Source organism: Bradyrhizobium sp. AUGA SZCCT0158 (genome assembly GCF_018130065.1).
GTDB lineage: Bacteria > Pseudomonadota > Alphaproteobacteria > Rhizobiales > Xanthobacteraceae > Bradyrhizobium.
Map to the genome: position 1 here is coordinate 190,356 of NZ_JAFCME010000002.1, position 23,816 is coordinate 214,171.

Consider the following 23,816-nt stretch of genomic DNA (forward strand, 5'->3'; position numbering starts at 1 on the left):
TACGCCCTATATAACCAAGATGCGTCCACAAGACATCCTGCTGCCAGCTCCCGCCGGTTTGTGCTGCAAGCCCGGCGGCTTCCATATCGATCCGGTTCGGTCCGTCGAGCGCGCCGTGATCACCCACGGCCATTCCGACCACGCCCGTGCCGGCCATGGCGCGGTTCTGGCGACGCAAGAGACGCTCGACATGATGCGGCTGCGCTATGGCGATAATTTCGCAGGCTCTACGCAGGCGATCGCCTATGGCGAGGAACTCAGGCTCGGCGACGTCAAAATCAAATTCCATCCCGCCGGTCACGTGTTGGGCTCGGCGCAGATTGCCGTCACCTGCAAGGACACCTGCATCGTCGCCTCGGGTGACTACAAGGACGCTTCGGATCCAACCTGCGCGCCGTTCGAAGTGGTGCCGTGCGACGTCTTCATCACCGAGGCGACGTTCGGCCTGCCGGTGTTCCGCCATGGCAACGCAGCCGATGAGGTGAAGAAGCTGCTGGCCTCGGTCGCGCTGTTCCCGGAGCGCGCGCATCTGGTCGGCGCCTACTCGCTCGGCAAGGCGCAGCGCGTAATCGCGCTGCTCCGCGAGGCCGGCTACGACGCGCCGATCTATCTGCATGGCGCGATGGAGGCGATCACGCACTATTATCAAAGCCGCGGCGTTGCGCTCGGCGAGCTTCGTCCGGCCAAAGGCATGAAGAAGGTCGATCTCGCCGGCACCATCACGCTGGCGCCGCCGTCGGCGACCTCTGACATCTGGACGCGGCGCTTCCCCGATCCGGTCACGGCGTTCGCCTCGGGCTGGATGCGGGTGCGCGCCCGCGCCCGCCAGCGCGGCATCGAATTGCCGCTGGTGATTTCCGATCACGCCGACTGGGACGGGCTGACCGCGACGATCGAGGCCACCGGCGCCGGCGAAATCTGGGTCACCCACGGCCAGGAAGATGCGCTGGTACATTGGTGCAAGACCAAAGGCCTCGCCGCGCGGCCGCTCGATCTGGTCGGCTACGGCGACGAGGACGAGCACGAGGCGCCGCCCGCCAAAGAGGCCGAGGCATGAACCGCTTCGCCGAATTGCTGGACCGCCTCGCCTATGAGCCCGGCCGCAACAACAAGCTGCGCTTGATCACGGCGTATTTTCGCGACACGCCCGATCCCGACCGCGGCTATGCGCTGGCGGCACTGACCGGCGCGCTGTCGTTCAAGCACGCCAAGCCCGGACTGATCCGCGACCTGATCACCGACCGCGCCGATCCCGTGCTGTTCGGCCTGTCCTATGATTATGTCGGCGATCTCTCCGAGACGGTGGCGCTGATGTGGCCGAGGGCGGCGTTGCCCGGCCACAACAACCCGCCCCCACCCACGCTTTCCGAAGTCGTCACTACGCTACGCACCCTCGGCAAGACCGAGCTGCCGAAGCAGCTTGCGCGCTGGCTCGATGAGCTCGATGAGACCGGCCGCTGGGCGCTGCTAAAGCTGGTCACCGGGGCGATGCGGATCGGCATTTCGGCGCGGCTCGCCAAGACTGCCGCGGCCAACCTCGGCGGCAAGGACGCCCACGACGTCGAGCTGATGTGGCCGGGATTGAGCCCGCCCTATCTCGACCTGTTCGCCTGGCTGGAAGGCCGCAGCGAGAAACCGGTCAATCGCGATCCGACACCGTTCCGCCCTGTGATGCTGGCGCATGCGATCGAGGATGCGGATTTCGCCAATCTCGATCCCGCCGACTTCATCGCCGAATGGAAATGGGACGGCATCCGCGTGCAGGCGGTGAGCGGCCGCGACGAGCGCGGCCACATCCAGGCGCGGCTCTATTCACGCACCGGGGAAGACATTACGAAGAGTTTTCCGGACCTCGTGCCATCGCTGCATCTGCAAGGATCTTCAAGTTTCGCCATCGACGGCGAATTGCTGGTACTGCGCGAGGGCCGCGTGCAGACGTTCAACGTGCTGCAGCAGCGCCTCAACCGCAAAGTGGTCTCGCCAAAATTGATCAAGGAGTACCCGATTCATTTGCGCGCCTATGATCTGCTCGGCGACGACGAGAACGATCTGCGCGAGCTGCCGTTCATCGAACGCCGCGCGCGGCTGGAGGCGTTCGTCAGAAAGCTTGACGATGCCAGGATTGATCTGTCGCCGACGGTCGCCTTTGACAGCTGGGACGCGCTGACGGCGGCGCGCGCCGATCCGGCCCAAGCCGGCGCCGGTGAGGATGCCGACGCCGTCGAGGGCGTGATGCTCAAGCGCCGCAACGCCGCCTATCTGCCGGGCCGCCCCAAGGGCCAATGGTGGAAGTGGAAGCGCGACCCGCATCTGATCGATGCCGTGCTGATGTATGCGCAGCGCGGCCACGGCAAGCGCTCGTCCTATTATTCGGACTACACCTTCGGCGTCTGGACCTCGGGCGAGGACGGCGAACAGCTGGTGCCGGTCGGCAAGGCCTATTTCGGCTTCACCGACGAGGAGCTGCTGCAGATCGACCGCTTCGTCCGCCGCAACACCACCGAAAAATTCGGGCCCGTGCGCCACGTCGTGCACGAGCCCGACCAGGGGCTGGTGCTGGAAGTCGCCTTCGAGGGGCTGGCGCGCTCGCCGCGGCACAAATCCGGCGTCGCGATGCGGTTTCCGCGCATCAGCCGGCTGCGCTGGGACAAGCCGCCGCGCGAGGCCGACCGGCTGGAAACGCTGGAGCGGATGCTGAAGAGTGACGCCAGCATTACCGCGGCGTAATCCTGCAACCCATTGACGTCTGAGGGCGGGTTCCCCATCTGCTGACCGCTATAGTGGATTCTTGTTTTGACGCGTTTTCTTCACGCGAACCGGTATCCACTTCGCTCGAAAACGCTACAATGCGCGGGCGTGACCCGCAGGAGAGTGAGATGCCCAACGACGTCAGGGATTTGCCGGCCAGCAATGACGGCCTCAACCGCTTTCTCGGCGGCTCGCCGCTGGCGGTGGCATTCCGGCTGATCCTGCTGTCGGTTCTGGTCGGCGTGGTCCTTGCCGCTGTCGGCTTCGATCCCTGGAACATTCTGCACAGCATCCGCATGCTGTTCCAGCGGCTCTGGGATCTCGGCTTTGACGCCGTCAACTGGCTGTGGCGCTACTTCCTGCTCGGCGCCGTGATCGTGATTCCGGTCTGGCTGTTGTCGCGGCTGTTCGGCAGCCCGCGCGGGCGCTAAATCTCCTCGCCAAGGGACCGCAGCCGATGCAACTGCAATTTATCGGCTGCGGCGACGCGCTCGGCTCCGGTGGCCGCGCCAACACCTGTTTCCATGTCACCGGCGCCAGCGTCAATTTCCTGATCGATTGCGGCGCCTCGTCGCTGCTGGCGCTGAAGCGGCTCGGTGTCATCAGCGACGGCATCGACCTGATATTGATCACGCATTTCCACGGCGACCATTTTGGCGGACTGCCGTTCTTCCTGCTCGATGCGCAGTTCACCCGCCGCACCCGTCCGCTCGTCATCGCCGGTCCGCACGGAATCGAGACCCGGCTGACGCAATTGATGGAAGCAATGTTCGAGCATTCCTCAAGGACGAAGCAGCGCTTCGAGCTCTCCGTCGTCGCGCTCGATCCCGAGGAAAGCCGCAGCTTCGGCGCGGTCAAGGTGACGCCCTATCCTGTCGTGCACGGCGAATCCGGCGGCCCGTTCCTGGCCCACCGCATCGAGGCCGAAGGCCGCATCATCACCTACAGCGCCGACACCGAATGGACGGAGACGCTGATCCCGGCCGCGCGCGAGGCCGACCTGTTCATTGCCGAGGCGTATTATTACGACAAGATCGTCAAGAACCACCTCAGCCTGAAAACGCTGGAAGCGCATCTGCCCGAGATCAACGCCCGGCGGCTGATCCTGACGCATATGAGCGACGACATGCTGGGACGGCTGGGTTCGCTTTCCTATTCCACCGCAAGCGACGGTCTGGTGGTCGAGCTGTAAGCATGCATTCGCCGGCCGCTCCCTCGAAAGTCACGACGGCACAGGTATTTGCCATCGCGGGTCCCGCGATGATCGCGAACCTGACGACGCCGCTGATCGGCATCGTCTCGACCACGGCGATCGGCCGGCTCGGCGATGCCACGCTGCTCGGCGGCGTGGCGGTCGCCTCCGTGCTGTTCGACTGCCTGTTCTGGCTGTTCGGTTTCCTGCGCATGAGCACAGTCGCGTTCACAGCGCAGGCGCTCGGCGCCGGCGACACGCAGGAACTACGCGCCATCCTGCTGCGCGGCTTCATCGCCGCCGGGCTGGTCGGCGCTGGGCTCATCCTGCTGCAGACCCCGCTCGCCAGCCTCCTGCTGGAGGCGATGGGCGGCAGCGAAGGCGTGACGCGCGCGGCGAAAACCTATTTCACGATCCGGATCTGGTCGGCGCCGCTGGCGCTCGGCAATTATGTCGTGCTGGGCTGGCTGATCGGACAGGCCCGCGCCAGGCTGGCGCTCGGCACCCAGATCGCCATCAACCTGATCAATGCGGCAGCGACCGCGCTCCTGGTGCTGGTGCTCGACTTCGGCATTGCCGGCGCGGCGATCGCCGCCGTGATCGCGGAAGCGGCCGGGCTCCTGCTCGGCATACTGATCGCGCGGCGCCTCTCCCATGGGCAGCCGGCCATCTTGCGCGCGACGCTGTTCGACCGCACCAAACTGATGCGGCTGTTGGCGGTCAACCGTGACATCCTGATTCGCACCGCGGCGTTGATCGCGGCCTTCCTGTTCTTCACCGCGCAGGGCGCCCGCGCCGGCGATCTGACGCTCGCAGCCAATGCGGTGTTGAACAATTTCCTGATGATCAGCGCCTTCTTCCTCGACGGCCTTGCCAACGCCGCCGAACAGCTCTGCGGCCGCGCCTACGGCGGGCGCGACAGACGCGGATTCGCCGGCGCGGTCAAACTGGTCGTGCTCTGGGGTTTTGGCTTCGCGCTCGCCGTCGCCGCCGTCTTCGCCCTGTTCGGTCCCGCGCTGATCGACATCATGACGGCGAGCGCCGACGTGCGGCGCATCGCGCGCGATTTTCTGCCGTTCGTGATCTTCGCACCGCTGCTCGGGGTGTTCGCCTTTGCCTTTGACGGGGTCTATATCGGCGCCACCTGGGCGCGCGACATGCGCAACCTGATGCTGCTGTCGCTTGCGATCTTCCTCGGCGCGTGGCTGGCGTTGCGATCGTTCGGCAATGCCGGGCTGTGGGGCGCGCTATTGGTGCATTACGCCGCCCGCGGCGGCCTGGAAGCACTGCGTTATCCGGCGTTGTTGAGGAAGTCGTTCGGAGGGTGAGTTCTTCCCTTCTCCCCTTGTGGGAGAAGGTGGCGCGAAGCGCCGGATGAGGGGTTCTATCCTCAAACTCTAATCTTGCCGTGAGGAGAGAACCCCTCACCCGTCTTCGCTTCGCGAAGCCACCCTCTCCCACAAGGGGAGAGGGGAAGATTCATCTACTGCACCGGCCATTCCTCGGCGGTGATGGTCGCGGCATCGGCGCCGACGATTTCCGCAAGCGAATCGCGGCCGGTGCGCAGCAAGGTCGAGGACAGATCGTTCTTGATGTCCTCGACCAGCCCAAGACCCTTGTAGATCAGCGACGAATAGAGCTGGATCAGGCTGGCGCCGGCGCGGATTTTTGTGAGTGCGGCACCTCCGCTGTCGATGCCGCCGACCCCGATCAGCGGGAAGGCGCCCTCAGTACGCACATAGGTTTCCGCCACCATCCGCGTCGACAGCCGGAACAGCGGCCGTCCCGACAGGCCACCCTGCTCCTTGGCTCGGCCGGATTCACGTAAGCTCGAGGGCCGCGCCAGCGTGGTGTTGGCCACGACCATGCCGTCCACCCGGCGCGAACGCGCGATGTGCACGACGTCGTCGAGTTCGGCCAGACTGAGATCCGGCGCGATCTTGAGCAGCACCGGGGAATCGCCGGCATTCTTGCGCACCCGCTCGCGCGCATCGATCACCCTGGCGAGGAGATCGTCGAGGGCTGCCGATTGCTGCAGATTGCGCAGGCCCGGCGTGTTCGGCGAGGAGACGTTGACGGTGAAATAGCTCGCGACCGGCGCAAAGGTCTCGATCAGCTTGACGTAATCGGCGGTGCGGTCGGCCGAATCCTTGTTGGCTCCGACATTGACACCGATGATGCCGGAGAGATGCGCGCGCGAGGCGAGCCGCCGCAGCACAATCTCCGCCCCGTCATTGTTGAAACCCATCCGGTTGATCACGGCCTCGTCGCGCTCCATCCGGAACAGCCGCGGCCGCGGATTACCGACTTGCGGTTTGGGCGTCACCGAGCCGATCTCGACGAATCCAAATCCCAGCCGCAGCAGCGCATCGGGCGCCTCCGCGCTCTTGTCGAAGCCCGCGGCCATCCCGATCGGATTGGGGAAGTTCAGGCCGAAGGCGCGCACCGCCAGCTTCGAATCGTCAGGCTTTGAGCGGATCGGCGGCAGCAGCCGCAGGCCCTGGATCGCCATGCGATGCGCATCCTCCGGATCGAACCAGCGCAGCAGCGGCAGGGAAAAGGCGTCGAAGGCGCGAATCACGGCGCAAGCTCCGGAATGTCATGATGGCCGTCGGACCGCGCCCGCATGTCGAGAACGGCGGTGACGGCGCCGAGATCGAGTTCGCCATAGAGATGCGGGAACAATTCGTCGTTGCGCGAGGGTTCCCAGCGCAGGCTGTCCCCCAGCGCATCGGCGTCGACCGCGATCAAGAACAGCCCGGTCTGGCCGAAATAATGTTTCCGCGCGGTCTCGGCGACCTGGGACGCTGTGGAAAAATGAATGTAGCCGTCGCGCAGATCGTCCGCGCTGCCCCGATAGACGCCTTGCCGCTCGGCCTCGCGCCAGGCCGAGGCGGGGCTGATTTTATAGATCGTGGGCACTCGCCGGCATTCCCTGTTTGTCGTTGAGTCTCTTGGGATTTTTCCCAGGATTCCGGGTCGGGCGCCGACCGTAAAGGCGGCTGGGGCTGAACTCAAGCGCCGCCGCGCCGTCCGGCCAGCCTGGAATTTGCGGAAAACCCGCGTTTCAGGCAATAATTCCTAAACCCGACGTTGAGTGATCCCCATGGCCAAGCCATCCAAAGCCCGCATTCTCACCCACGGCCAGGTCTGGACCGCGCTCGACCGGCTCGCCGAACGCGCCGGGCTGTCGCCCTCGGGCCTTGCGAAGCGCTCCGGCCTCGACCCCACCACCTTCAACAAATCCAAGCGCATCACGGGCGACGGCCGCGAACGCTGGCCCTCCACCGAATCGGTCTCGAAGGCGCTGGCCGCGACCAATTCCTCGATCGACACGTTTGTGCAGCTGATCGGCGACGGCGCGCGCAGCCAGCAATCAGTGCCGATGCTCGGCCTCGCCCAAGCCGGCAGCGGCGGCCATTTCGACGACAGCGGTTTTCCTTCCGGCAAGGGCTGGGATGAGGTGGCCCTGCCCGCCGCGGGCGACGAGCACGCCTACGCGCTGGAAATATCCGGCGATTCGATGAAGCCCGCCTACCGCGACGGCGACATCATCGTGGTCTCGCCCGGCACACCGATCCGGCGCGGCGACCGCGTGGTGGTGAAGACGAGCGACGGCGAGGTGATGGTGAAGGAATTGAAGCGCCGCACCACCAGGACGCTGGAGCTGCAATCGCTCAACCCGGCGCATGCCGACCGCGCGCTCGACGCCGACGACGTCGAATGGATCGCGCGGATCGTATGGGCGAGCCAGTAGGGTTGTCCCCGGCTCCGGATATCCTACAGGATGTGCTGGAAGATTCCCTTCACATCGTTCTGTGCGGGATGGCTGCGGGGACGGCATCAGCCAAAGCCAAGGCTTACTACGCGCACAAGCAGAACAAGTTCTGGAAGATTCTCTACGAGACCGGACTGACGCCGGCGCTGCTGCAGCCGCACCAGTACCGAGATCTGCTGCAGCATCGGATCGGCCTCACCGATCTCGTGAAGACGCACTCGGGAATGGACCACCAGATCCCGCTATCGGAACTGCGACTGGATGCGCGATCCCGCCTGGGCAATTCGGTTGCGGTATTCCGGCCGAAATTCCTGGCATTCACGAGCAAGGCGGCCGGACAGGGATTTCTCGGCGGCAAGCGCGATTACGGCGAACAGGCTGAGCGGATCGCCCACACACGAATCTGGATCCTGCCCTCCACGTCGGGCGCCGCGAACGGAAGCTGGCGGCCGGAGATTTGGCACGCGTTTGCGGATGCGGTGCGGGCTGCCACCTTCGTCGTCCCGGCCTTGAGCCGGGACCCATAACCACAAGCGTTAGTGGTGATAAGAAAGTCGTCGAACAGTCTTCTCCAAACGGGAAGCTGCGGCGTATAGGTCCCCCGATGCGCAATTGCGCATCTGAGCTCAAGGCCGGGACGACAGCGGAGAATGTTGCTACGTCGCGTAATCCGGCTCCTTGCGATCGAGCATGCGCTTCAACGCATCGAAGTGCCGTTGTGCCGGGGTCGGTCCCTTGTAGAGACGCTCATCCTTGTATTCGCGCTGGGTCTTCTCCACCACGGGCGCGGGAAGCTGCTTCAGCTTCTGCCCGGTCCACATCGCGTAGATCTGCACCTGCGCGGCGCGCTCGACGTAATAGAGCATGTCGTAGGCCTCGGCGACGGTCGCACCGACCGTCGAGATGCCGTGATTGGCCATGAACAGCACCTGCTTGTCGCCGATCACCTTCGCAAGGCGGGCACCCTCGGCAGGATCGACGGCCGGCCCGGTATATTCGTCGTCATAGGCGATGGCGCCTGATAGCCCGACCTCGGTCTGGCCGATCTCCTTGATGCGGGGATCATCGAGGCGCGTCAGCGCGCTGGCATAGGGCATGTGGGTGTGAAACACCGCTTTGGCCTGCGGCAGCGCCTTGTGGATCGGGGCGTGGATGCAATAGCAGGAGCGCTCGACCTCGCCCTCGCCGCGCTTGACCTCACCGTCATCGACGCCGACTTCCATGAAGGACGAGGCCGTCACCTCGGACCAATGCATGCCGAACGGGATCTGGTAGTAGCGGTCGCTGCGGCCCGGCACCGTGTAGGTCAGATGGTTGAAGATACCTTCGGAAAATCCCTGGTTGAAGGCGAGGCGATGCGCGGCCGCCAGATCGACTCGCGCCTGCCACTCCTCGGCGCTGCTGTCGTTGATCAAGTTCGGCGAAACCCTGAACTGCATGCGTCTGCTCCCAATGTTGCCCGCCTCTCCACGGAGGCTTGATGGCGGATAGTGTAGCGCAATTCGGTGCAGGCCGCGGTTGAAATTGCGGCGGGCCTGCCATCTGGATTTGCGGCTTCTTCTTCCCTGCTTCCTTCTCCCCTTGTGGGAGAAGGTGGCGCGAAGCGCCGGATGAGGGGTCTCTATCCGTAGAGGGAGTTGTGTCCGCGGAGAGAACCCCTCACCCGCCTACGCTTCGCTCCGGCACCCTCTCCCACAAGGGGAGAGGGGAAGAGAAGCGCGCGCCTCTTAAGCCGACCTTGCCAGCGCGCCGTCGATCATGGCCACGGCGTTGGCCAGGCCATACACCGCGACGAACGAGCCGAAGCGCGGGCCTTTTTCCTGACCGAGCAGCACCTGATAGAGCATGTTGAACCAGTCGAGCGAGACGCCCGGCCGGCCATCCTTGCCCTTCTTGACGAGATCGAGGAACGGCTCGCGGCGGCCGATCTCGTAGACCACGTTCTGGATCTCTTCCGCCGTCGACGTCGCCGGCAGTTGCGACAGCGCGTCGCGCAGATCCTGCAGCGCGACGCGCTCACCGTCTGTCGGCTCACGGAATTTTTTGGTAGGCGCCACGAAGTCGCGATAATAGTTGATGGCGTAGCCGACCAGCGCGTCGAGCTTCGGATGCGTCTGCGGCGTCACGCCGGGCCGATAGCGCCCGATAAAACCCCACAGCGTTTCGGCGTTCTCCGCATTCGAGGACGACACCAGCGTCAGCAACAGCTGGAACGTGACCGGCATGTCGGCCTTCGGCGGCTGGCCGGCATGGATGTGCCATACGGGATTTTGCAGCTGCTGCTTGGCGTCCTGCCGCGGCAAGCCGTCGAGGAATTGCTGGTAGTCATCGACATTGCGCGGGATCACGTCGAAATGCAGCCGCTTCGCCGCCTTCGGCTCGCGGTACATGAACAGCGACAGCGATTCCGGCGACGCATAGCGCAGCCATTCGTCGATCGTGAGACCGTTGCCCTTCGACTTGGAAATCTTCTGGCCCTGTTCATCGAGGAAGAGTTCGTAGTTGAAGCCTTCCGGCGGCGTGGCGTCGAGCGCCCGGGTGATCTGGCCCGAGAGCTTCACCGAGTCGATCAGATCCTTGCCGGCCATCTCGTAGTCGACGCCGAGCGCGACCCAGCGCATCGCCCAGTCGGCCTTCCATTGACACTTCACATTGCCGCCCGTGACCGGGGTTTCGACCTCCTCGCCGCTGTCGGGGTCGACATAGGTGATCGTGCCGGCGCCAATGTCGCGGCGGATCATCGGCACCTGCAGCACGACGCCGGATGTCTTGCTGATGGGCAGGAACGGGGAATAGGTCGCGCGCCGGTCCGGCCCCAGCGTCGGCAGGATGATCGCCATGACCTTGTCGTAGGCGGCGAGCATCTTGAGCAGCGTCGCGTCGAAGCGGCCCGACGTGTAGTAATCGGTCGAACTGGCAAACTCGTAGTCGAAGCCGAAATGATCGAGGAACGCGCGCAAGCGCGCATTGTTGGCGGCGCCGAACGAAGGGTGTTCGTTCGAGAATGGATCCGGCACGCGCGTCAGCGGCTTGCCGAGATGAGCCGCCATCATGTCGCGATTGGGGACGTTGTCCGGCACCTTGCGCAGGCCATCCATGTCGTCGGAGAACGCCAGCAGCCGCGTCTTGATCTTGTCCTCGGTCAGCACGCGAAAGGCATGGCGCACCATGGTGGTACGCGCGACCTCGCCGAAGGTGCCGATATGCGGCAGCCCCGACGGACCGTAGCCGGTCTCGAACAGCACCTCGTCCTTCGGGCTCTTTTTGAGCCGCGCGACAATCGCTTTGGCCTGCTCGAACGGCCAGGCATTGGATTGTTCGGCGAGCGCGCGCAAGTCGCTCGGGTTGGATGGGTCGATCGTGGACATCAGAGGTCTCCGGAGGCCGCGGAAACTAGCGCTTCCGCGGCAAATTGCAAAATGACGGAGGCTGCGCCTCCGTCAGAACGGACTGATGGAAAAATAACGCAGCCACAAATCCGTATAGCGGCCTTTTTCCCAGAGCCGGAACAGCGCCCAGTTCAGCGACTGCCGCAGCAGATCGTTGCCCTTGCGGACCGCGATGCCGATGCCCTCGCCGAAATAGCGGCTCTCGACGAATGGCCCGCCCGAGAAGGCGCAGCATTCGGCTGAATCCGTGCCGTTGATCCAGAACGCCAGCGCGATCGCGTCGCCGAAGATGAAATCGACCTCGCTTCGCCGCAGGGCCAGCCGCAGCGCCTCGTCATTGGGGTACGATTTGATCTCGGCGTCGGTGAACATCGCCTTCAGATAGGCCTCATGCGAGGTGCCGGCGATCGCGCCGATCTTCTTGCCTTCGAGATATTCGGGACGCACCTCCGGCATCACGGCGTCGCGCCGCGACACGAAGCGCGCCGGCGCGCGGTAATAGGGGTCGGTGAAATCGATGCGGGCGCGCAATTGCGGCGTCACCGCCATCGACGCGATGATGGCGTCGCCGCGGTTGCTGGTGATGGCGTCGATCAGGGTCTCGAACCGGCGCATCTGGATGGTGCAGGTGACCTTGATCTCGTCGCACAGCGCGCGCGCCAGATCGACATTGAAGCCGGCCGGGTTGCCGTCGGGGCCGGTGAAGTTGAACGGCGGATAGTCGGTTTCGGTCAGGAACCGGATCACGGTCAGGCGCGACAAATCGGGCCGGTCCGGACGCCGCCTGGGGTCCCAAAAACCTGGCACCGCCTGCGGTGCCGCCTCGACCGCGGGCCGGGGCGCGGCTTGTGCGGACGCCTCACCGGGCAGCATAACAGCCAGCGCAGCCGCGATCGAAATCCCGGCCAGCAAGCTGCGGACGGATTTTGGCAATCTGGCGCTTTGTAACAAGGCTGGCTGGTGGGGCATTGCCGGCGTTTTGTTGTGGAATTGGATGGCCTTATAGACCATCCGGCATCCGATGCGAGGCCGTTTTGCGAGGCTTTGGTACGGCTCAGAGATATTTCTTCAGATCGGTCGCAGCTTCCTGGGGTGTCCGTTTCAGGTTGAACGGCGAGACGAAGCGGCCGTCGCGATCCATCAAATAGACCAGCGCGGTGTGGTCCATGGTGTAGTCGCCGTCCTTGAGCGGGACCTTCTTGGAATAAACCCGGTAGGCCGACAGCACCTTGGCCACCGCCTCGGGGTTGCCCGTCAGGCCCTTTAGATGCGGGTCGAAACTGGAGAGATATTCCTTCATCGCAACCGCGGTGTCGCGCTCCGGATCGACCGAGACGAAAAAGGCGTTGACGCGGTCGGCGTCCCTGCCCATCGCCTTGAGCACTTCGGAAATCTCGAACAGCGCGGTCGGGCACACATCGGGGCAATGGGTGAAGCCGAAGAAGATCAGCGTCGGCCGACCCTTGAGATCCTTGTCGGTCACGGTCTGGCCGGCCTGGTCGGTCAGTTGAAATGGCCCGCCGATCGCGGCCGGCGCCGTGACGGTGCGCAGGCCGCCGAGCGCCCACAGCATGATCAGGAGGCCCACCAGCAGGCTGACGGCAAAGGAGGCGACGATCACCAGCGGGCGGATGCTCCGGTCCATGCGAAAATTCCTTATGTCCGGATCAGAAGCAGGCCGAAATACCGGCGGCGATCATTTCAAAGAACACCGTGGTCCCGTAGTGGAACCAGAGCGCCGCGGCGCCGCACACGGCTAGCCCGCCGAGGCTGGCGGCGCCCCAGACGATCGCGGACGCCACCCTGCCCTGCGGCCGGGGTGCCGCGATCATCCCATGCTGGGTGGAAATCGGCTGAACCATGGGGTTCAGATAGGGCCAGTTCCAGGGCCAGGCAAGCGCCATGGCCGCGCAGCCAATCACGTCATGCGGAGGAATATCTGCTGTTTCAGCGCGACGCCAGGCGATCTCAGGGAGACGCCGGGGCGATCGCAGTGCGACGCCGGGATCTCAGCGAGACGCCGGCTTGATCGCGGAGGCCTGGGCGTCGAGATAGCAGGGCTTGAACATCGCCTGCAATTGCTTGCCGCGCAGGAAGATCATGCGCTGGGTCAGGCCGCCGCGCTGGGCGATCCAGCGCCGGATTGGCGTCGGATACATCGAATACAGCATCTGGGTCGCTTCGGCGTTGGTGATCGCCCGGCCGTTGGCGCCGAAATCCCAGGCAGCATGGAAACCGAGATTGGCGTGCGAGGTGACGCAGATCCTGTCGTGGGGAACGGCGCCGAGAACGATAGTGCAGGCCGAGGCGCACAGGCCGTCGATGATGACCATCTCGCCGGAACTGCGCAGGCCCTGGTATTTATCGACATAGGTACCGATCCGGCCGCCACGATCGTCGGCGATCCGGACCACCGCCTGGCTCGACACAACCCCTGCCAGCAGCAGCACCGCCGCAAGCAACCCCGTCACCAGCTTCATATCCCAGCCCCAGTCCTGAAACGTCGAACCCGAATCTGATTGTCTTCGTGATGCAGACTTCGCGAGCGTCGTTCGAGACCGTGATTTTGTCTAGGCGGCTGGAGCCAGTCAAAACAAATTCAAATTAAGTGTTGCAGTGGCGCTGCACCCGATGCGCGAAAAGGTCCCAAACTGGAACAAGTTAACGTTTTCACGGTGGTAGCTTCGCCACAGGCAAGCGGCATTTGCCGTTGACCGCATTGGATCGCGTGGTTTGAATCAATTTCGGGTTGGGGAGGACACGATGGCAGAGGACGCAGACGTAATCGTGGTCGGCGGCGGGTTGGCCGGGCTGGTCGCGGCATGCGAAATCGCAGACGCCGGCAAGCGCGTCATCGTGATCGACCAGGAGGGCGAACAAAGCCTTGGCGGCCAGGCGTTCTGGTCGTTCGGGGGCTTATTCCTGGTGGATAGTCCGGAACAGCGTCGGCTCGGCATCAAGGACAGCTACGATCTGGCGCTGCAGGACTGGTTCGGCACCGCCGGCTTCGACCGCGACGAGGATTTTTGGCCGAAGAAGTGGGCGGAATCCTATGTCGCGTTCGCCGCGAGCGAGAAGCGCGAGTGGCTGCGCGCGATGGGACACCGTATTTTTCCCGTGGTCGGCTGGGCCGAACGCGGCGGCTATGACGCGATGGGGCACGGCAATTCGGTGCCGCGCTTTCATGTCACCTGGGGCACTGGCCCGGGCATCGTCGAGCCGTTCGAACGGCGCGCCCGCGAGGCGCAGAAGATCGGCCGGCTGACTTTCAAGTTCCGCCACCGCGTCGATGCGCTCAGTATCACCAACGGCACGGTCGAGGGTGTCAGCGGGTCGATCCTCGAACCCACCAATGTCGAACGCGGCCAGAGCAGCTCGCGCCAGGTCACCGGCGATTTCAGCTTTCGCGCCCAGGCGGTGATCGTTGCCTCCGGCGGCATCGGCGGCAATCATGATCTGGTCCGCCAGAACTGGCCGAAGCGCCTCGGCGAACCGCCGAAATTCATGATCTCCGGCGTGCCCGAACATGTCGACGGCAGGATGATCGGGATCACCGAGGCTGCCGGCGCGCGGCTGATCAACCGCGACCGGATGTGGCATTACGTCGAGGGTATCAGGAACTGGTCGCCGATCTGGCCGCGCCACGGCATTCGCATCCTGCCCGGCCCGTCATCGCTGTGGTTCGACGCGACAGGCAAACGGCTGCCCGCGCCGCTGTTTCCCGGCTCCGACACGCTCGGCCAGCTGCACTACATCATGTCGACGGGTTACGATTATTCCTGGTTCATCCTGACCCAGAGCATCATCAAGAAGGAGTTCGCTCTGTCAGGCTCGGAACAAAACCCTGACCTCACCGGCAAGAGCTGGCGCATGACCATCAAGCGCGCCACCAACAAGGGCGCGCCGGCGCCAGTGGAAGCATTCAAGCAAAAAGGCGCCGATTTCATCGTGCGCGACAATCTCGCCGACCTCGTCAGCGCCATGAACGCGCTCAGCGGCGACAATCTGCTGCAGCTCGATCACATCAAGCGCCAGATCGAGGCGCGCGACCGCGAGATGACCAATCCCTACGTCAAGGATGCGCAGGTGATGAACATCCACAATGCGCGGCGCTATATCGGCGACAAGCTGATCCGCACAGCCAAACCGCATCGCATCCTCGATCCCGAGCATGGCCCGCTGATCGCGGTCAAACTCAACATCCTGACCCGCAAGACGCTCGGCGGCTTCGAGACCGATCTCGACTCCCGCGTGTTCGGCACGGGCGGCGACATCATCAAGGGGCTGTACGCCGTCGGCGAAGCCGCCGGTTTCGGCGGCGGCGGCGTGCACGGCTACCGCTCGCTGGAGGGCACGTTCCTCGGCGGGTGTCTGTTTTCGGGGCGGAATGCGGGACGCGCGGCGGCGAAGGCGGCGGGATGACAGGGCAAGCAGACCAAAGCCGAAGGACCCGGAAACAAAACCGCGAAAACAACCCCATGCAAAGTAAGGAACCCATTGCCAGGGCTGTTGTTTTGATGCCGAAGGTCATAGCCATAATGGTCGCGGCAGCCTTGGCCGGGAGCAACACCCCCGCCCGCGCCCAGGGCAACGCGGCCGCGCCGGCGCCCTCGCCCGCCAAACTCGAACGCGTGTCGCAATTCTTTGAAAACGAAGTGGCGACCGGCCAGCTGCCCGGCGCGGTTGTGCTGATCCAGCAGCATGGCAAGCCGGTCTATCTCAAGAGCTTCGGCGTTCGGGACGTCGCCACCAAACTGCCGATGACGCCGGACACGATCTTTGCCATTCATTCGATGACCAAGCCGATCACCAGTGTGGCGGCGATGATGCTGATCGATGAAGGAAAACTGGCGCTGGCCGATCCGGTGTCCCGATACATTCCGGCATTTGCCGACACGAAGGTCGGCGTGGAATTCAAACCGCGCGACGGCAACCCGGTCCTGCGGCTCGTGCCGCCGATCCGGCCGGTGACGATCGAGGATCTGCTCCGGCATACGTCCGGCATCACCTATGAATACATCGGCAGCGAATTGATCATGAAGGCCTATACGGACGCCAACATCTTTGAGGGACATTTCAACAACGCGGAATTTGCCGAGCGCATCGCCCGCCTGCCGCTGGCGAGGCAGCCCGGCACACTCTGGCGCTACGGCCATTCCACCGACGTTCTCGGGCGCGTCATCGAAATCGTCACCGGCAAATCGCTCTATCAGTTCCTGAAAGAGCGCATACTTGATCCGCTTGGCATGACCAGCACGAAGTTCGTGCTGCAGGGCGCGGCTGAAGCGGCGCGCATGGCCGAGCCGCTGCCGGGCGATACCGTCCTGCGGATGTCGGGGAAGGAACGGCGCAGGCATCCCGAATGGGAATCAGCCGGCGGCGGCCTGCTTTCGACCATCACGGATTACGCACGCTTTGCGCAGATGCTGCTGGGCGGCGGAAAGCTCGACGGCAAGCAGTATCTCAGCGCGGCCGCGTTCAAGCAGATGACGTCAGATCAGATCGGACCGGGCTCCGGCGTCGGGCGGGATTACTTCTATTTTCCCGGCGATGGCTTTGGTTACGGCTTTGGCCTTGCGGTTCGCGTAGAACCTGGAAATGCCAAGCCACCGCCGGCAGGCTCGATCGGCGAACTGAAATGGGACAGCGGCAGCGGCACCTATTTCGGCGTCGATCCCAAGCTGGACATGATCTACATCCTGATGGAGCAGACCCAGCTCGAGCGCCAACGCATCACGCCTGCGTTCAAGGCGCTGGTGTATGAGGCGTTTGAAAAGTAGCCGACTCACCTACATTCGTCATGCCCGGCCTTGTGCCGGGCATCCATGTCTTGGCTTCCGTTAAGCAAGGAGGACGTGGATGGCCGGGACAAGGCGAGCGGAAGCGACGCCGTCCTTCGGGCGGCTAAGCCCGGCCATGACGAGCCTCATTTTTGCGGGCCGGCCTACGCCGCCTTCGCCGCGCTCTTCTCCGCTTCGATCCGCCGCGCCAGCACCCAGCGGAAATAGGTCAGCGCCGCATCGGCGCCGATTGCGAGCAGCTGATAGTTCGGATCGGCGTCAAACACCTTCTGCTGCGCCTCGATGATCGCCAGATCCTCGTGGAACGCTTCTTCGAGGCTGTGCCGCAGCGACAGCGCGATGTTCGGATTGTCGATGTCGAAATCGTGCAGATAGTTCCAGAAGAAATGCGTCGTGCTTCGCGTTTCCGGGGTCATGAACTGGGCGTTGCGAAATTGCCGCGTGCCTGGAACCTGGGCTCCCTTCTCCGCACCCTGCCCTGCCGGCGCGAACATGGAGTCGAGCAGAAAGATGCCGGGCACCAGCATGCGGCCGATATTGCGGCGGTCCACCTTGTCGGTCTTGTTGGCAATCACCTTGCAGAGATAGGGCGGCGGATCGGCGCTCATGTGCCAGCGCTCGACGCGGAAACCGTCATCGAGCTTTTCGATCGCGACCGGCTTGGTCTTGTAGGCATATTCCTCGGAGCCGCCGAGGGTGTGGGTATGCACGAAGGCAAGGTGCGCGAAATCGCTGAGATTATCGACGATCAGCAGCCAGTTCGCCTTGTAGTGCATATAACCCGGCAAACCCCGCCACTTGGGATCGGCGAGCGGCGGATAGTCCACGATCAAATCGGGATCGGCTTTCTCGATGTCGCCCATCCAGATCCAGATCAGATTGTAGCGCTCGACCACGGGATAGCTGCGTACGCCGAGTTTTGGCGGGATCATGTCCTGGCCAGGGATCTGGATGCATTTGCCTGATGGGTCGAACTTCATGCCGTGATACATGCAGCGGATGTCGTCGCCTTCGATCCGGCCCATGGAGAGCGGCGCTGCGCGATGGCAACAGCGGTCGTCGAGGGCGACGACCTTGCCGCTCTCGCCGCGGTACATCACAACCGGCCGCTCCAGGATGGTGCGGGCCAACTTCCTGCCGTCGATCAGTTCGTGGTTCCAGGCCACGACGTACCAGGAGTTGCGAAGAAAGATTCCGTCATCGGTCATGGCATTCCTCCCTGTTGCTCGGTGCGCTTTTCTTTTTCGTTTGTGTCATCTTCTACGGCATCGGCGCCGGTGCGGATATCCGGATTGTCTGGACACACTGTACCGGCCCATGGACAATTGCCCGCATGGATTGGCGCGATTGGGAGCTGTTTTGCGAAGTGGTTCAGCATGGCGGCTTTAGCGCTGCCGCGCGCGTGCTCGGCCATCCCAAATCCAGCCTCAGTGCTGCAGTGCAGCGGCTGGAAAGCAATCTCGGGCTGCGACTGATCGAGCGCACCACGCGGCATTTGCGCCTCACCGACGCCGGCGAGACCATCTATGCGCGGGTAAAGCCGCTGTTCATTGCGCTGCATGATACGCATGGCGAAGCGCTTGCGATGAGCAGCACTGTCGCCGGCACGCTCCGCATCAAGTCACCTTACGAATTCGGCGCCAACCACGCCGGTCCGATCGCATGCGAACTGATGGACCGTTATCCGGATCTCGTGATCCGGATCGATGTCGAGCACGAGATCGTCAGTCCGGTGGTCGAGAATTACGACATCGTGTTCGCGATGCTGGAGGCGCCGCTTCCTTCGACAGGGATCGTCATCAAACGGGTTTCATCGCTCGAGCGCGGGCTGTACGCCGCGCCTTCGCTGCTGGAGAAGTTCGGCGAACCGCGCAGCCTTGAAGAGCTCGCCAGACTGCCCGTCCTCACCGGCCCCAACGACGCGCCGTGGGCGCTCACCACGCCTTCTGGGGTAATCGAACATCTGGACGTTCAGAAGGCGCGGCTGGTCAGCTCGAACGCCGACATCAGGTTGCAGGCGGCACTGGCCGGCCACGGCGTGTTGCGGGTGACCGCGACGTTCACCAACAGCGCCGTTGAAGCAGGCACGCTGCGGCGGCTGCTGCCGGATCACATCTGCGAGCCGCTCAACGTGCATGCTTTGCTGCCGGCCCGGCAGTTCGTTCCGGCAAAAGTGCGATGCTTCCTCGATGCGCTGGAAGCGCATGGCCGCGGCAGCGCCGGGGCGGAGGCAGAGGATATCCCATAGAAACAGCTGCACGTTTCAGCAAATCCCGGTGCGCGGCAATTTGCGGAGGCTCCCTTGAGAAGAACGCAGTAGCCGATCGCGCCCTGTCGCGCTAAGGAGGCGCGCCACTTTAAAAAACGGAGAACACCATGTCAGTCCAGCGTTTCGAAACCGGCCCGCGCATGAGCCAGGTCGTCGTCCACGGCAACACCGTCTATCTCGCGGGCGTCGTCGCCAACAATGCAGCCGGCGAAAGCGTGACCAAGCAGACGCAGGACGTGCTCAAGACCATCGACGGCCATCTCGCCAAAGCCGGGACCGACAAGTCGAAGCTTCTGTCGGCCACGATCTACATCACCGACATGAAAACCTTCCCGGAAATGAATGCGGTGTGGGACGGCTGGGTGTCGGCGGGCAATACCCCGGCGCGCGCCACGGTCGAGGCCAAATTGGCGTCTCCGCAATACAACGTCGAGATCATGGTGGTTGCGGCGAAGTGATTTTTCACGGCGCGAGGGCTTGCCTGCCCTCGCGCCGTAATTTTCCTTGATCCGTATCTCATTGACCGCGTTTCCTTGACCTCCGAGGTAATCGAAACACGCGCGCGAACCTTCGATAACAGGTCAGCCGATCCATTCGGCCGCAACGAAGGAGAGCCCCATGACCAACCCGAAGACCATTGCCGCCAGTTACATCGATCTGTGGAACGAGCGAACCCCGGCCCGCCGCCGCGAGATCCTTAGCCAAAACTGGGCCAAAGACGCCCGTTATGTCGACCCCTTGATGAGCGGCGACGGCCACGACGGCGTCGATGCGCTGATCGCAGGCGTGCAGCAGCGGTTTCCGGATCTCAAATTCAAGCTGATCGGCGAGCCCAACGGGTTCGGCGACCACGTCCGGTTCTGTTGGGGCCTCGGCCCCGACGGCGCCGACAGCCCGATCAAGGGTACGGATTTCGCCGTGCTGAGCGACGGCCGCATCCGCAGCATCACCGGCTTCCTCGATCAGGTGCCGGCGGGGGCGTGAGCGAAAGGCTGCGCGGCTGCCTGGGCAATCCCAGGTAGCCGCCGACGCGCCCGAATTATTCCGGGAACCTCTTCTGCCTTGCCGCATCCAACCCCAATACAATGCTATTGGTGGAACCATCATGCGTCAGGCCCACACGCCTCATATTCCGCCCGTCGATACTGGTGACCTCGACCTGGTTCGCCGGGCGCTGGCGCGCGACGAGACCGCGGTTCGCGCCATCATGCAGGCGAACAACCGCCGGCTCTACCGGCTCGCCCGTGGCATCCTGCGCAATGATGGCGAGGCCGAGGATGTCGTGCAGGAGACTTACGTCCGCGCTTTCACGCATCTGGAGAATTTTCGCGGCGATTCCAGCCTGGCGACCTGGCTGGCGCGGATTGCCATGAACGAGGCGCTGGGGCGCTTGCGCCGGCAGCGGCCGGGCGTGGAGTTGTCGTCATTGCCGCAGGGCACGCTCGAAGCCCAGATCATCCAGTTTCCCCGCGCGGCCGCAGACGACCCGGAAAAATCCATGGCCCAACGTGAAATTCAGCATGTCGTCGAACACGCCATCGACGAATTGCCGGAACCGTTCCGGCTCGTCTTCATCACCCGGGTGATCGAGGGCATGAATGTCGAGGAGACCGCCGAGATTCTGGGGCTCAATCCTGTGACCGTGAAGACGAGGTTGCATCGCGCCCGCGTCATGCTCCGCGACAATGTCGAGAAGAAGATCGGCCCTGTCGTGATGGACGCGTTTCCGTTTGCCGGCAGGCGCTGCGAACGGCTCACCGAAGCGGTGCTGAACCGGCTCGGCTTTATCTGATTTTTTCGGGAACCTCCGGCCACCTGCGTCATCCAACTCCTGTGCAATCAACTTGAAAGCCGATCGCTCGCGTCGGCGCCACAGGAGTGTCACACCATGTTCGTTCGATTGAGCGCGGCGATTGCCGCATTGAGCCTTTTGGGCGGCGCCGCACTGGCGCAGGGCGCAAAGCCCACCGACCCGCAGATCGCGCATGTCGCCTACACCGCAGGCGTCATCGACATCGCCGCCGGCAAACAGGCCATCACCAAGGCCAGCAACAAGGACGTCAAGGCGTTCGCGGAAGGCATGGTGCGCGACCATGAAGCCGTGAACAAGCAGGCGCTCGACCTCGTCAAGAAGCTGAAGGTGACGCCCGAGGACAACGACACCAGCAAGACGCTGTCGAAGCAGGCCGCGGACAAGCTGGCCGAACTCGGCAAGCTGAAAGGCGCCGACTACGACAAGGCCTATATCGCCAACGAGATTGCCTACCACAAGGCGGTCAATGGCGCGCTTGAGACACTGTTGATCCCGTCAGCCAGCAATGCCGAGCTGAAGAGCCTGCTGCAGACCGGCCTGAAGCTGTTTCAGGGCCACCAGCAGCATGCCGAACACGTCGCCGCCGGCCTGAAGTAACGGAGACTGCCATGCTGCCGAGACGCATTTTTCTCATCGTGACCGCCCTGCTATCGGGCGCCATCGCCGTCCCGGCGCATGCCGCAACCATACAGATCGTGATGGACAATCTCGTGGTGTCGCCGGCGCAGGTAACCGCCAGGGTCGGCGACACCATCGAATGGATCAACAAGGATATCTTCGCCCACACCGCCACCGCGCGAAACGGCGATTTCGATGTCGCCATGCCGCCGAAGAAGACCGTGACGTCGGTGTTGAAGAAGGCCGGCACGGTCGAATATTATTGCCGCTTCCACCCCAACATGAAGGCGGTGCTGACGATCGCGCCGTAAGCCGGCAACCTCGTCAGCCCGACTTCCCTCGCTGCAGCACCATCGCGAGCCGCACCGCGACCGCCACCTGCCACACCGGATACAGCACCGAGGTGAGATCGAGATCGAGCGCGCTGTCGACCGCCATCAGCGTGCCGGCCAGCGTGCCCGTGAGCAGAATCCGCATCCATAACGCCGCATCGCGCGGCCCGGCCGGCAGCAGCGCGATCGCCAGCGCCATCAAGCCGGAGCCGACGAAACCGCCGGCGAGGCCCGCCAGCACATTGCGCATCATCTTGGAGGCGCCATAGGCCTGCAGATCGATCCAGATCGCGGCGTTCACCGCGCAGACAAAAGCGACCATGGTGACAATGCCGGCAAGCAGCGCCGCCCAGAGCGGATTGGCGCTGCAGCGCCGAACCACGAAGAAGACGAGCACCGCAAACGGCACCGCCACCAGCGCCATGCGCAGATTGCCGGAACCGCCGCTGAACTTGTCGATCAGTTGCGGCGTGAGCGGCGTCAACAGGCCCGACAGCAGACCGCCGGCGGCAATCATCAAAAGATTGCGGGGAGCATCAGTGGCAGCGACGGCCTCGGTCAACGCGTTCGCCTCCCTCTCTGCGGCGCGGCAATCTAGCACGATAACGGTTGCGATTGTACTCGCGCACAGCTTCACAAATAAAAGCCGCGCCAACCCGAAGGTTGACGCGGCCATGGCCGTTCTGTTGCCAGGTGGACCAACCCCGAACAGGTTACGCCGCGAGGCGCACTTCGTTCAATGCAACGTTATCGTTTGCATTTAGGTTTTTGACCCGATAACGGCGGTATCATGCCGAGCACAATTCCGAACTTCTTTGCGACCATCGATCCTGGTTCGCCCCCGCCATAGCAGCCCTGGGATCTTGCCTTGCGGCAGAATCGATCTCATGTGGAGCATGATCTTTTCGGATCGTGCTGTCGATGAGACCTTTAAGCTCAAGCTGCTAGGGTGGAGGCGCCGGGTACTGCCCCCGGGTCTGCCCGCAGTCCATTCAGAGTTTCAGCGCCATCGTCTTGCGACGAAGCGGTTGTACTCGGGATTGGCGGGGAAAGATAGGGTGGTGACTGGGAATGGAGCGGGCGAAGGGAATCGAACCCTCGTATGCAGCTTGGGAAGCTGCCGTTCTACCATTGAACTACGCCCGCGAACGCCACTCGTGGTTTTCGGTTCCGATCTGACGCAGCTCACATTGTCCGAGCTTTCGGCAATCTGCAACCCCTCAGTCGATGCGCTTGCTGCCAGCGAACCTACATCGCGAGAGGTGAAGACACGATAAACTCTTACAGGAGACCCGCGAACTCCTCCACCGTGAGCCCCGCCTGTCGAATGATCGAGCGCACGGTGCCTGGTTTCAGGTCCGTCCGGCATGAACCGGAACGGTTACCGTACGCGTCGGGTCACCGGGATAGACGAGGACGTGATGACTGCCGACAATTCGATTGACGAGGAAGCCCGCTCTCGTGAGAGCCTGGATGACACGCTTGCCGTTGACGGCTGGAAGCTTTCCGCCGCCCACTAGGCGGCCACCGTTACGTGCCGGATCTCGGGATGAGCATCGGACGGCGGCGCCATGCCCTGTTCCTGCCGGTACGCGAGGACGGCCCGGATGGCTTCCTCGGCATTGGCAAGCGCTTCCTGCTCGGTGTCGCCTTCCGTCACGACTTCGGGTAACGCCGGGACGAGCACAGTGAAGCCGCCACCCTCCTGCGGTTCGAGGATCACGGAATAGCTGTAGCTTGCTGCCATGATCTGGTTCCTGCGATCCCGCAACTTTGCGTTCCCCCTGATTAGCCGACCCGAGCGTTCCGCCAAGCCGTACCGGCGCCTCCCTGCCCCTACCCCCAACGGGTTATAAAGATTCCAGATGCGCGCTGT

The 23,816-nt window shown here is 63.6% G+C and carries 27 protein-coding genes, 1 tRNA gene and 1 other RNA gene; 15 read left to right on the plus strand and 14 right to left on the minus strand.

Translation table 11 applies throughout. The annotated features are described in order from the left end of the window. Positions 1 to 19 precede the first annotated feature (19 nt). From JQ574_RS03690 to JQ574_RS03710, 5 genes are all read left to right on the plus strand, one after another. Entirely contained in the window at positions 20 to 1,057 is a 1,038-nt protein-coding gene (locus JQ574_RS03690; protein ID WP_212211313.1) for a ligase-associated DNA damage response exonuclease, read from the plus strand. Beyond that, on the plus strand, positions 1,054 to 2,727 hold the full coding sequence (locus tag JQ574_RS03695; RefSeq protein WP_212211314.1) for an ATP-dependent DNA ligase: 1,674 nt from the start codon (positions 1,054 to 1,056) through the stop codon (positions 2,725 to 2,727). The genes JQ574_RS03690 and JQ574_RS03695 overlap by 4 nt, the downstream gene beginning before the upstream one ends. Before the next feature lie 149 nt (positions 2,728 to 2,876). Further along, entirely contained in the window at positions 2,877 to 3,179 is a 303-nt protein-coding gene (locus JQ574_RS03700; RefSeq protein ID WP_192735422.1) for a DUF6460 domain-containing protein, read from the plus strand. 26 nt (positions 3,180 to 3,205) lie between these two features. Then, positions 3,206 to 3,940, plus strand: coding sequence for an MBL fold metallo-hydrolase (locus tag JQ574_RS03705; RefSeq protein ID WP_212211321.1), 735 nt, complete (start codon positions 3,206 to 3,208; stop codon positions 3,938 to 3,940). A 2-nt stretch (positions 3,941 to 3,942) separates the two neighbouring features. Next, positions 3,943 to 5,268, plus strand: coding sequence for an MATE family efflux transporter (locus JQ574_RS03710; RefSeq protein ID WP_212211323.1), 1,326 nt, complete (start codon positions 3,943 to 3,945; stop codon positions 5,266 to 5,268). A gap of 155 nt (positions 5,269 to 5,423) precedes the next feature. On the opposite strand, the gene JQ574_RS03715 is transcribed toward JQ574_RS03710, so the two are convergent. Both JQ574_RS03715 and JQ574_RS03720 read right to left on the minus strand, forming a co-directional pair. Further along, a complete protein-coding gene (locus tag JQ574_RS03715; RefSeq protein WP_212211330.1) occupies positions 5,424 to 6,521 on the minus strand; it encodes a quinone-dependent dihydroorotate dehydrogenase in 1,098 nt (365 codons plus the stop codon). Beyond that, a complete protein-coding gene (locus JQ574_RS03720) occupies positions 6,518 to 6,862 on the minus strand; it encodes a DUF952 domain-containing protein (RefSeq protein ID WP_212211332.1) in 345 nt (114 codons plus the stop codon). The genes JQ574_RS03715 and JQ574_RS03720 overlap by 4 nt, the downstream gene beginning before the upstream one ends. Before the next feature lie 184 nt (positions 6,863 to 7,046). Between JQ574_RS03720 and JQ574_RS03725 the strand changes: the two genes are divergently transcribed. Both JQ574_RS03725 and JQ574_RS03730 read left to right on the plus strand, forming a co-directional pair. Beyond that, positions 7,047 to 7,697, plus strand: coding sequence for a helix-turn-helix transcriptional regulator (locus JQ574_RS03725; RefSeq protein ID WP_212211334.1), 651 nt, complete (start codon positions 7,047 to 7,049; stop codon positions 7,695 to 7,697). Next, positions 7,664 to 8,245 (plus strand): mismatch-specific DNA-glycosylase, encoded by a 582-nt coding sequence (locus JQ574_RS03730; protein WP_212211336.1) that lies wholly within the window; start codon positions 7,664 to 7,666, stop codon positions 8,243 to 8,245. The genes JQ574_RS03725 and JQ574_RS03730 overlap by 34 nt, the downstream gene beginning before the upstream one ends. A 129-nt stretch (positions 8,246 to 8,374) precedes the next feature. On the opposite strand, the gene JQ574_RS03735 is transcribed toward JQ574_RS03730, so the two are convergent. From JQ574_RS03735 to JQ574_RS03760, 6 genes are all read right to left on the minus strand, one after another. Beyond that, the gene (locus JQ574_RS03735) at positions 8,375 to 9,157 is read right to left on the minus strand and encodes a class II aldolase/adducin family protein (protein ID WP_212211338.1); all 783 of its coding nucleotides are present in this window, start codon (positions 9,155 to 9,157) and stop codon (positions 8,375 to 8,377) included. A gap of 288 nt (positions 9,158 to 9,445) precedes the next feature. Continuing rightward, on the minus strand, positions 9,446 to 11,086 hold the full coding sequence (locus JQ574_RS03740; protein ID WP_212211340.1) for a lysine--tRNA ligase: 1,641 nt from the start codon (positions 11,084 to 11,086) through the stop codon (positions 9,446 to 9,448). A 72-nt stretch (positions 11,087 to 11,158) separates the two neighbouring features. After that, entirely contained in the window at positions 11,159 to 11,980 is an 822-nt protein-coding gene (locus tag JQ574_RS03745) for a transporter substrate-binding domain-containing protein (RefSeq protein ID WP_249119102.1), read from the minus strand. Between the two features lie 181 nt (positions 11,981 to 12,161). Then, entirely contained in the window at positions 12,162 to 12,752 is a 591-nt protein-coding gene (locus tag JQ574_RS03750; RefSeq protein WP_212211344.1) for an SCO family protein, read from the minus strand. Between the two features lie 22 nt (positions 12,753 to 12,774). Further along, positions 12,775 to 13,011: a hypothetical protein gene (locus JQ574_RS03755; RefSeq protein WP_249119116.1), complete on the minus strand. Its 237-nt coding sequence runs from the start codon at positions 13,009 to 13,011 to the stop codon at positions 12,775 to 12,777. 105 nt (positions 13,012 to 13,116) lie between these two features. After that, entirely contained in the window at positions 13,117 to 13,587 is a 471-nt protein-coding gene (locus JQ574_RS03760) for a hypothetical protein (RefSeq protein ID WP_212211346.1), read from the minus strand. 283 nt (positions 13,588 to 13,870) lie between these two features. On the opposite strand from JQ574_RS03760, the gene JQ574_RS03765 reads away from it, so the two are divergent. Next, positions 13,871 to 15,529 carry an FAD-binding dehydrogenase gene (locus tag JQ574_RS03765; RefSeq protein WP_212211348.1) on the plus strand — a complete coding sequence of 553 codons (1,659 nt, stop codon included), beginning with the start codon at positions 13,871 to 13,873 and terminating at the stop codon, positions 15,527 to 15,529. Between the two features lie 95 nt (positions 15,530 to 15,624). After that, positions 15,625 to 16,887 carry a serine hydrolase gene (locus tag JQ574_RS03770; protein ID WP_212211350.1) on the plus strand — a complete coding sequence of 421 codons (1,263 nt, stop codon included), beginning with the start codon at positions 15,625 to 15,627 and terminating at the stop codon, positions 16,885 to 16,887. A 164-nt stretch (positions 16,888 to 17,051) separates the two neighbouring features. Here the strand turns inward: JQ574_RS03770 and JQ574_RS03775 are convergent, their stop codons facing one another. Continuing rightward, the gene (locus tag JQ574_RS03775) at positions 17,052 to 18,116 is read right to left on the minus strand and encodes an aromatic ring-hydroxylating dioxygenase subunit alpha (RefSeq protein ID WP_212211351.1); all 1,065 of its coding nucleotides are present in this window, start codon (positions 18,114 to 18,116) and stop codon (positions 17,052 to 17,054) included. Positions 18,117 to 18,241: 125 nt separating this feature from the next. Between JQ574_RS03775 and JQ574_RS03780 the strand changes: the two genes are divergently transcribed. The 6 genes from JQ574_RS03780 (at position 18,242) to JQ574_RS03805 (ending at position 21,919) form a co-directional block, all read left to right on the plus strand. After that, positions 18,242 to 19,156 (plus strand): LysR family transcriptional regulator, encoded by a 915-nt coding sequence (locus tag JQ574_RS03780; protein ID WP_212276178.1) that lies wholly within the window; start codon positions 18,242 to 18,244, stop codon positions 19,154 to 19,156. Between the two features lie 128 nt (positions 19,157 to 19,284). After that, positions 19,285 to 19,635, plus strand: a complete 351-nt coding sequence (locus tag JQ574_RS03785; protein WP_192735438.1) for a RidA family protein — start codon at positions 19,285 to 19,287, stop codon at positions 19,633 to 19,635. A gap of 160 nt (positions 19,636 to 19,795) precedes the next feature. Further along, positions 19,796 to 20,161 (plus strand): nuclear transport factor 2 family protein, encoded by a 366-nt coding sequence (locus tag JQ574_RS03790; protein ID WP_212383294.1) that lies wholly within the window; start codon positions 19,796 to 19,798, stop codon positions 20,159 to 20,161. A gap of 121 nt (positions 20,162 to 20,282) precedes the next feature. After that, positions 20,283 to 20,969, plus strand: coding sequence for an RNA polymerase sigma factor (locus tag JQ574_RS03795; RefSeq protein ID WP_212211357.1), 687 nt, complete (start codon positions 20,283 to 20,285; stop codon positions 20,967 to 20,969). Positions 20,970 to 21,065: 96 nt separating this feature from the next. Then, positions 21,066 to 21,587 carry a DUF4142 domain-containing protein gene (locus tag JQ574_RS03800; RefSeq protein ID WP_212211359.1) on the plus strand — a complete coding sequence of 174 codons (522 nt, stop codon included), beginning with the start codon at positions 21,066 to 21,068 and terminating at the stop codon, positions 21,585 to 21,587. A gap of 11 nt (positions 21,588 to 21,598) precedes the next feature. Further along, a complete protein-coding gene (locus JQ574_RS03805) occupies positions 21,599 to 21,919 on the plus strand; it encodes a cupredoxin domain-containing protein (RefSeq protein WP_212211360.1) in 321 nt (106 codons plus the stop codon). Between the two features lie 13 nt (positions 21,920 to 21,932). Here JQ574_RS03805 and JQ574_RS03810 read toward each other — a convergent pair whose 3' ends face one another. The 5 genes from JQ574_RS03810 to JQ574_RS03830 form a co-directional block, all read right to left on the minus strand. Then, on the minus strand, positions 21,933 to 22,502 hold the full coding sequence (locus tag JQ574_RS03810) for a hypothetical protein (protein WP_212211362.1): 570 nt from the start codon (positions 22,500 to 22,502) through the stop codon (positions 21,933 to 21,935). Positions 22,503 to 22,610: 108 nt separating this feature from the next. Next, positions 22,611 to 23,000, minus strand: a transfer-messenger RNA (tmRNA) gene (ssrA, locus tag JQ574_RS03815). Between the two features lie 12 nt (positions 23,001 to 23,012). Next, a tRNA-Gly gene (locus tag JQ574_RS03820) sits at positions 23,013 to 23,086 on the minus strand. Between the two features lie 206 nt (positions 23,087 to 23,292). Then, positions 23,293 to 23,376: a type II toxin-antitoxin system HicA family toxin gene (locus JQ574_RS34855; protein WP_312014608.1), complete on the minus strand. Its 84-nt coding sequence runs from the start codon at positions 23,374 to 23,376 to the stop codon at positions 23,293 to 23,295. Positions 23,377 to 23,456: 80 nt separating this feature from the next. Beyond that, positions 23,457 to 23,687 carry a type II toxin-antitoxin system HicB family antitoxin gene (locus tag JQ574_RS03830; protein ID WP_212211364.1) on the minus strand — a complete coding sequence of 77 codons (231 nt, stop codon included), beginning with the start codon at positions 23,685 to 23,687 and terminating at the stop codon, positions 23,457 to 23,459. Positions 23,688 to 23,816 lie beyond the last annotated feature (129 nt).

What these genes read in the sequence shown, in the direction of transcription:
- JQ574_RS03690 (WP_212211313.1), top strand. Translation starts at nt 20, where the DNA reads ATGCGTCCACAAGACATCCTGCTGCCAGCTCCCGCCGGTTTGTGCTGC.
- JQ574_RS03695 (WP_212211314.1), top strand. Translation starts at nt 1,054, where the DNA reads ATGAACCGCTTCGCCGAATTGCTGGACCGCCTCGCCTATGAGCCCGGC.
- JQ574_RS03700 (WP_192735422.1), top strand. Translation starts at nt 2,877, where the DNA reads ATGCCCAACGACGTCAGGGATTTGCCGGCCAGCAATGACGGCCTCAAC.
- JQ574_RS03705 (WP_212211321.1), top strand. Translation starts at nt 3,206, where the DNA reads ATGCAACTGCAATTTATCGGCTGCGGCGACGCGCTCGGCTCCGGTGGC.
- JQ574_RS03710 (WP_212211323.1), top strand. Translation starts at nt 3,943, where the DNA reads ATGCATTCGCCGGCCGCTCCCTCGAAAGTCACGACGGCACAGGTATTT.
- JQ574_RS03725 (WP_212211334.1), top strand. Translation starts at nt 7,047, where the DNA reads ATGGCCAAGCCATCCAAAGCCCGCATTCTCACCCACGGCCAGGTCTGG.
- JQ574_RS03730 (WP_212211336.1), top strand. Translation starts at nt 7,664, where the DNA reads ATGGATCGCGCGGATCGTATGGGCGAGCCAGTAGGGTTGTCCCCGGCT.
- JQ574_RS03735 (WP_212211338.1), bottom strand. Translation starts at nt 9,157, where the DNA reads ATGCAGTTCAGGGTTTCGCCGAACTTGATCAACGACAGCAGCGCCGAG.
- JQ574_RS03740 (WP_212211340.1), bottom strand. Translation starts at nt 11,086, where the DNA reads ATGTCCACGATCGACCCATCCAACCCGAGCGACTTGCGCGCGCTCGCC.
- JQ574_RS03745 (WP_249119102.1), bottom strand. Translation starts at nt 11,980, where the DNA reads ATGCTGCCCGGTGAGGCGTCCGCACAAGCCGCGCCCCGGCCCGCGGTC.
- JQ574_RS03750 (WP_212211344.1), bottom strand. Translation starts at nt 12,752, where the DNA reads ATGGACCGGAGCATCCGCCCGCTGGTGATCGTCGCCTCCTTTGCCGTC.
- JQ574_RS03755 (WP_249119116.1), bottom strand. Translation starts at nt 13,011, where the DNA reads ATGGCGCTTGCCTGGCCCTGGAACTGGCCCTATCTGAACCCCATGGTT.
- JQ574_RS03760 (WP_212211346.1), bottom strand. Translation starts at nt 13,587, where the DNA reads ATGAAGCTGGTGACGGGGTTGCTTGCGGCGGTGCTGCTGCTGGCAGGG.
- JQ574_RS03765 (WP_212211348.1), top strand. Translation starts at nt 13,871, where the DNA reads ATGGCAGAGGACGCAGACGTAATCGTGGTCGGCGGCGGGTTGGCCGGG.
- JQ574_RS03770 (WP_212211350.1), top strand. Translation starts at nt 15,625, where the DNA reads ATGCCGAAGGTCATAGCCATAATGGTCGCGGCAGCCTTGGCCGGGAGC.
- JQ574_RS03775 (WP_212211351.1), bottom strand. Translation starts at nt 18,116, where the DNA reads ATGACCGATGACGGAATCTTTCTTCGCAACTCCTGGTACGTCGTGGCC.
- JQ574_RS03780 (WP_212276178.1), top strand. Translation starts at nt 18,242, where the DNA reads ATGGATTGGCGCGATTGGGAGCTGTTTTGCGAAGTGGTTCAGCATGGC.
- JQ574_RS03785 (WP_192735438.1), top strand. Translation starts at nt 19,285, where the DNA reads ATGTCAGTCCAGCGTTTCGAAACCGGCCCGCGCATGAGCCAGGTCGTC.
- JQ574_RS03790 (WP_212383294.1), top strand. Translation starts at nt 19,796, where the DNA reads ATGACCAACCCGAAGACCATTGCCGCCAGTTACATCGATCTGTGGAAC.
- JQ574_RS03795 (WP_212211357.1), top strand. Translation starts at nt 20,283, where the DNA reads ATGCGTCAGGCCCACACGCCTCATATTCCGCCCGTCGATACTGGTGAC.
- JQ574_RS03800 (WP_212211359.1), top strand. Translation starts at nt 21,066, where the DNA reads ATGTTCGTTCGATTGAGCGCGGCGATTGCCGCATTGAGCCTTTTGGGC.
- JQ574_RS03805 (WP_212211360.1), top strand. Translation starts at nt 21,599, where the DNA reads ATGCTGCCGAGACGCATTTTTCTCATCGTGACCGCCCTGCTATCGGGC.
- JQ574_RS03830 (WP_212211364.1), bottom strand. Translation starts at nt 23,687, where the DNA reads ATGGCAGCAAGCTACAGCTATTCCGTGATCCTCGAACCGCAGGAGGGT.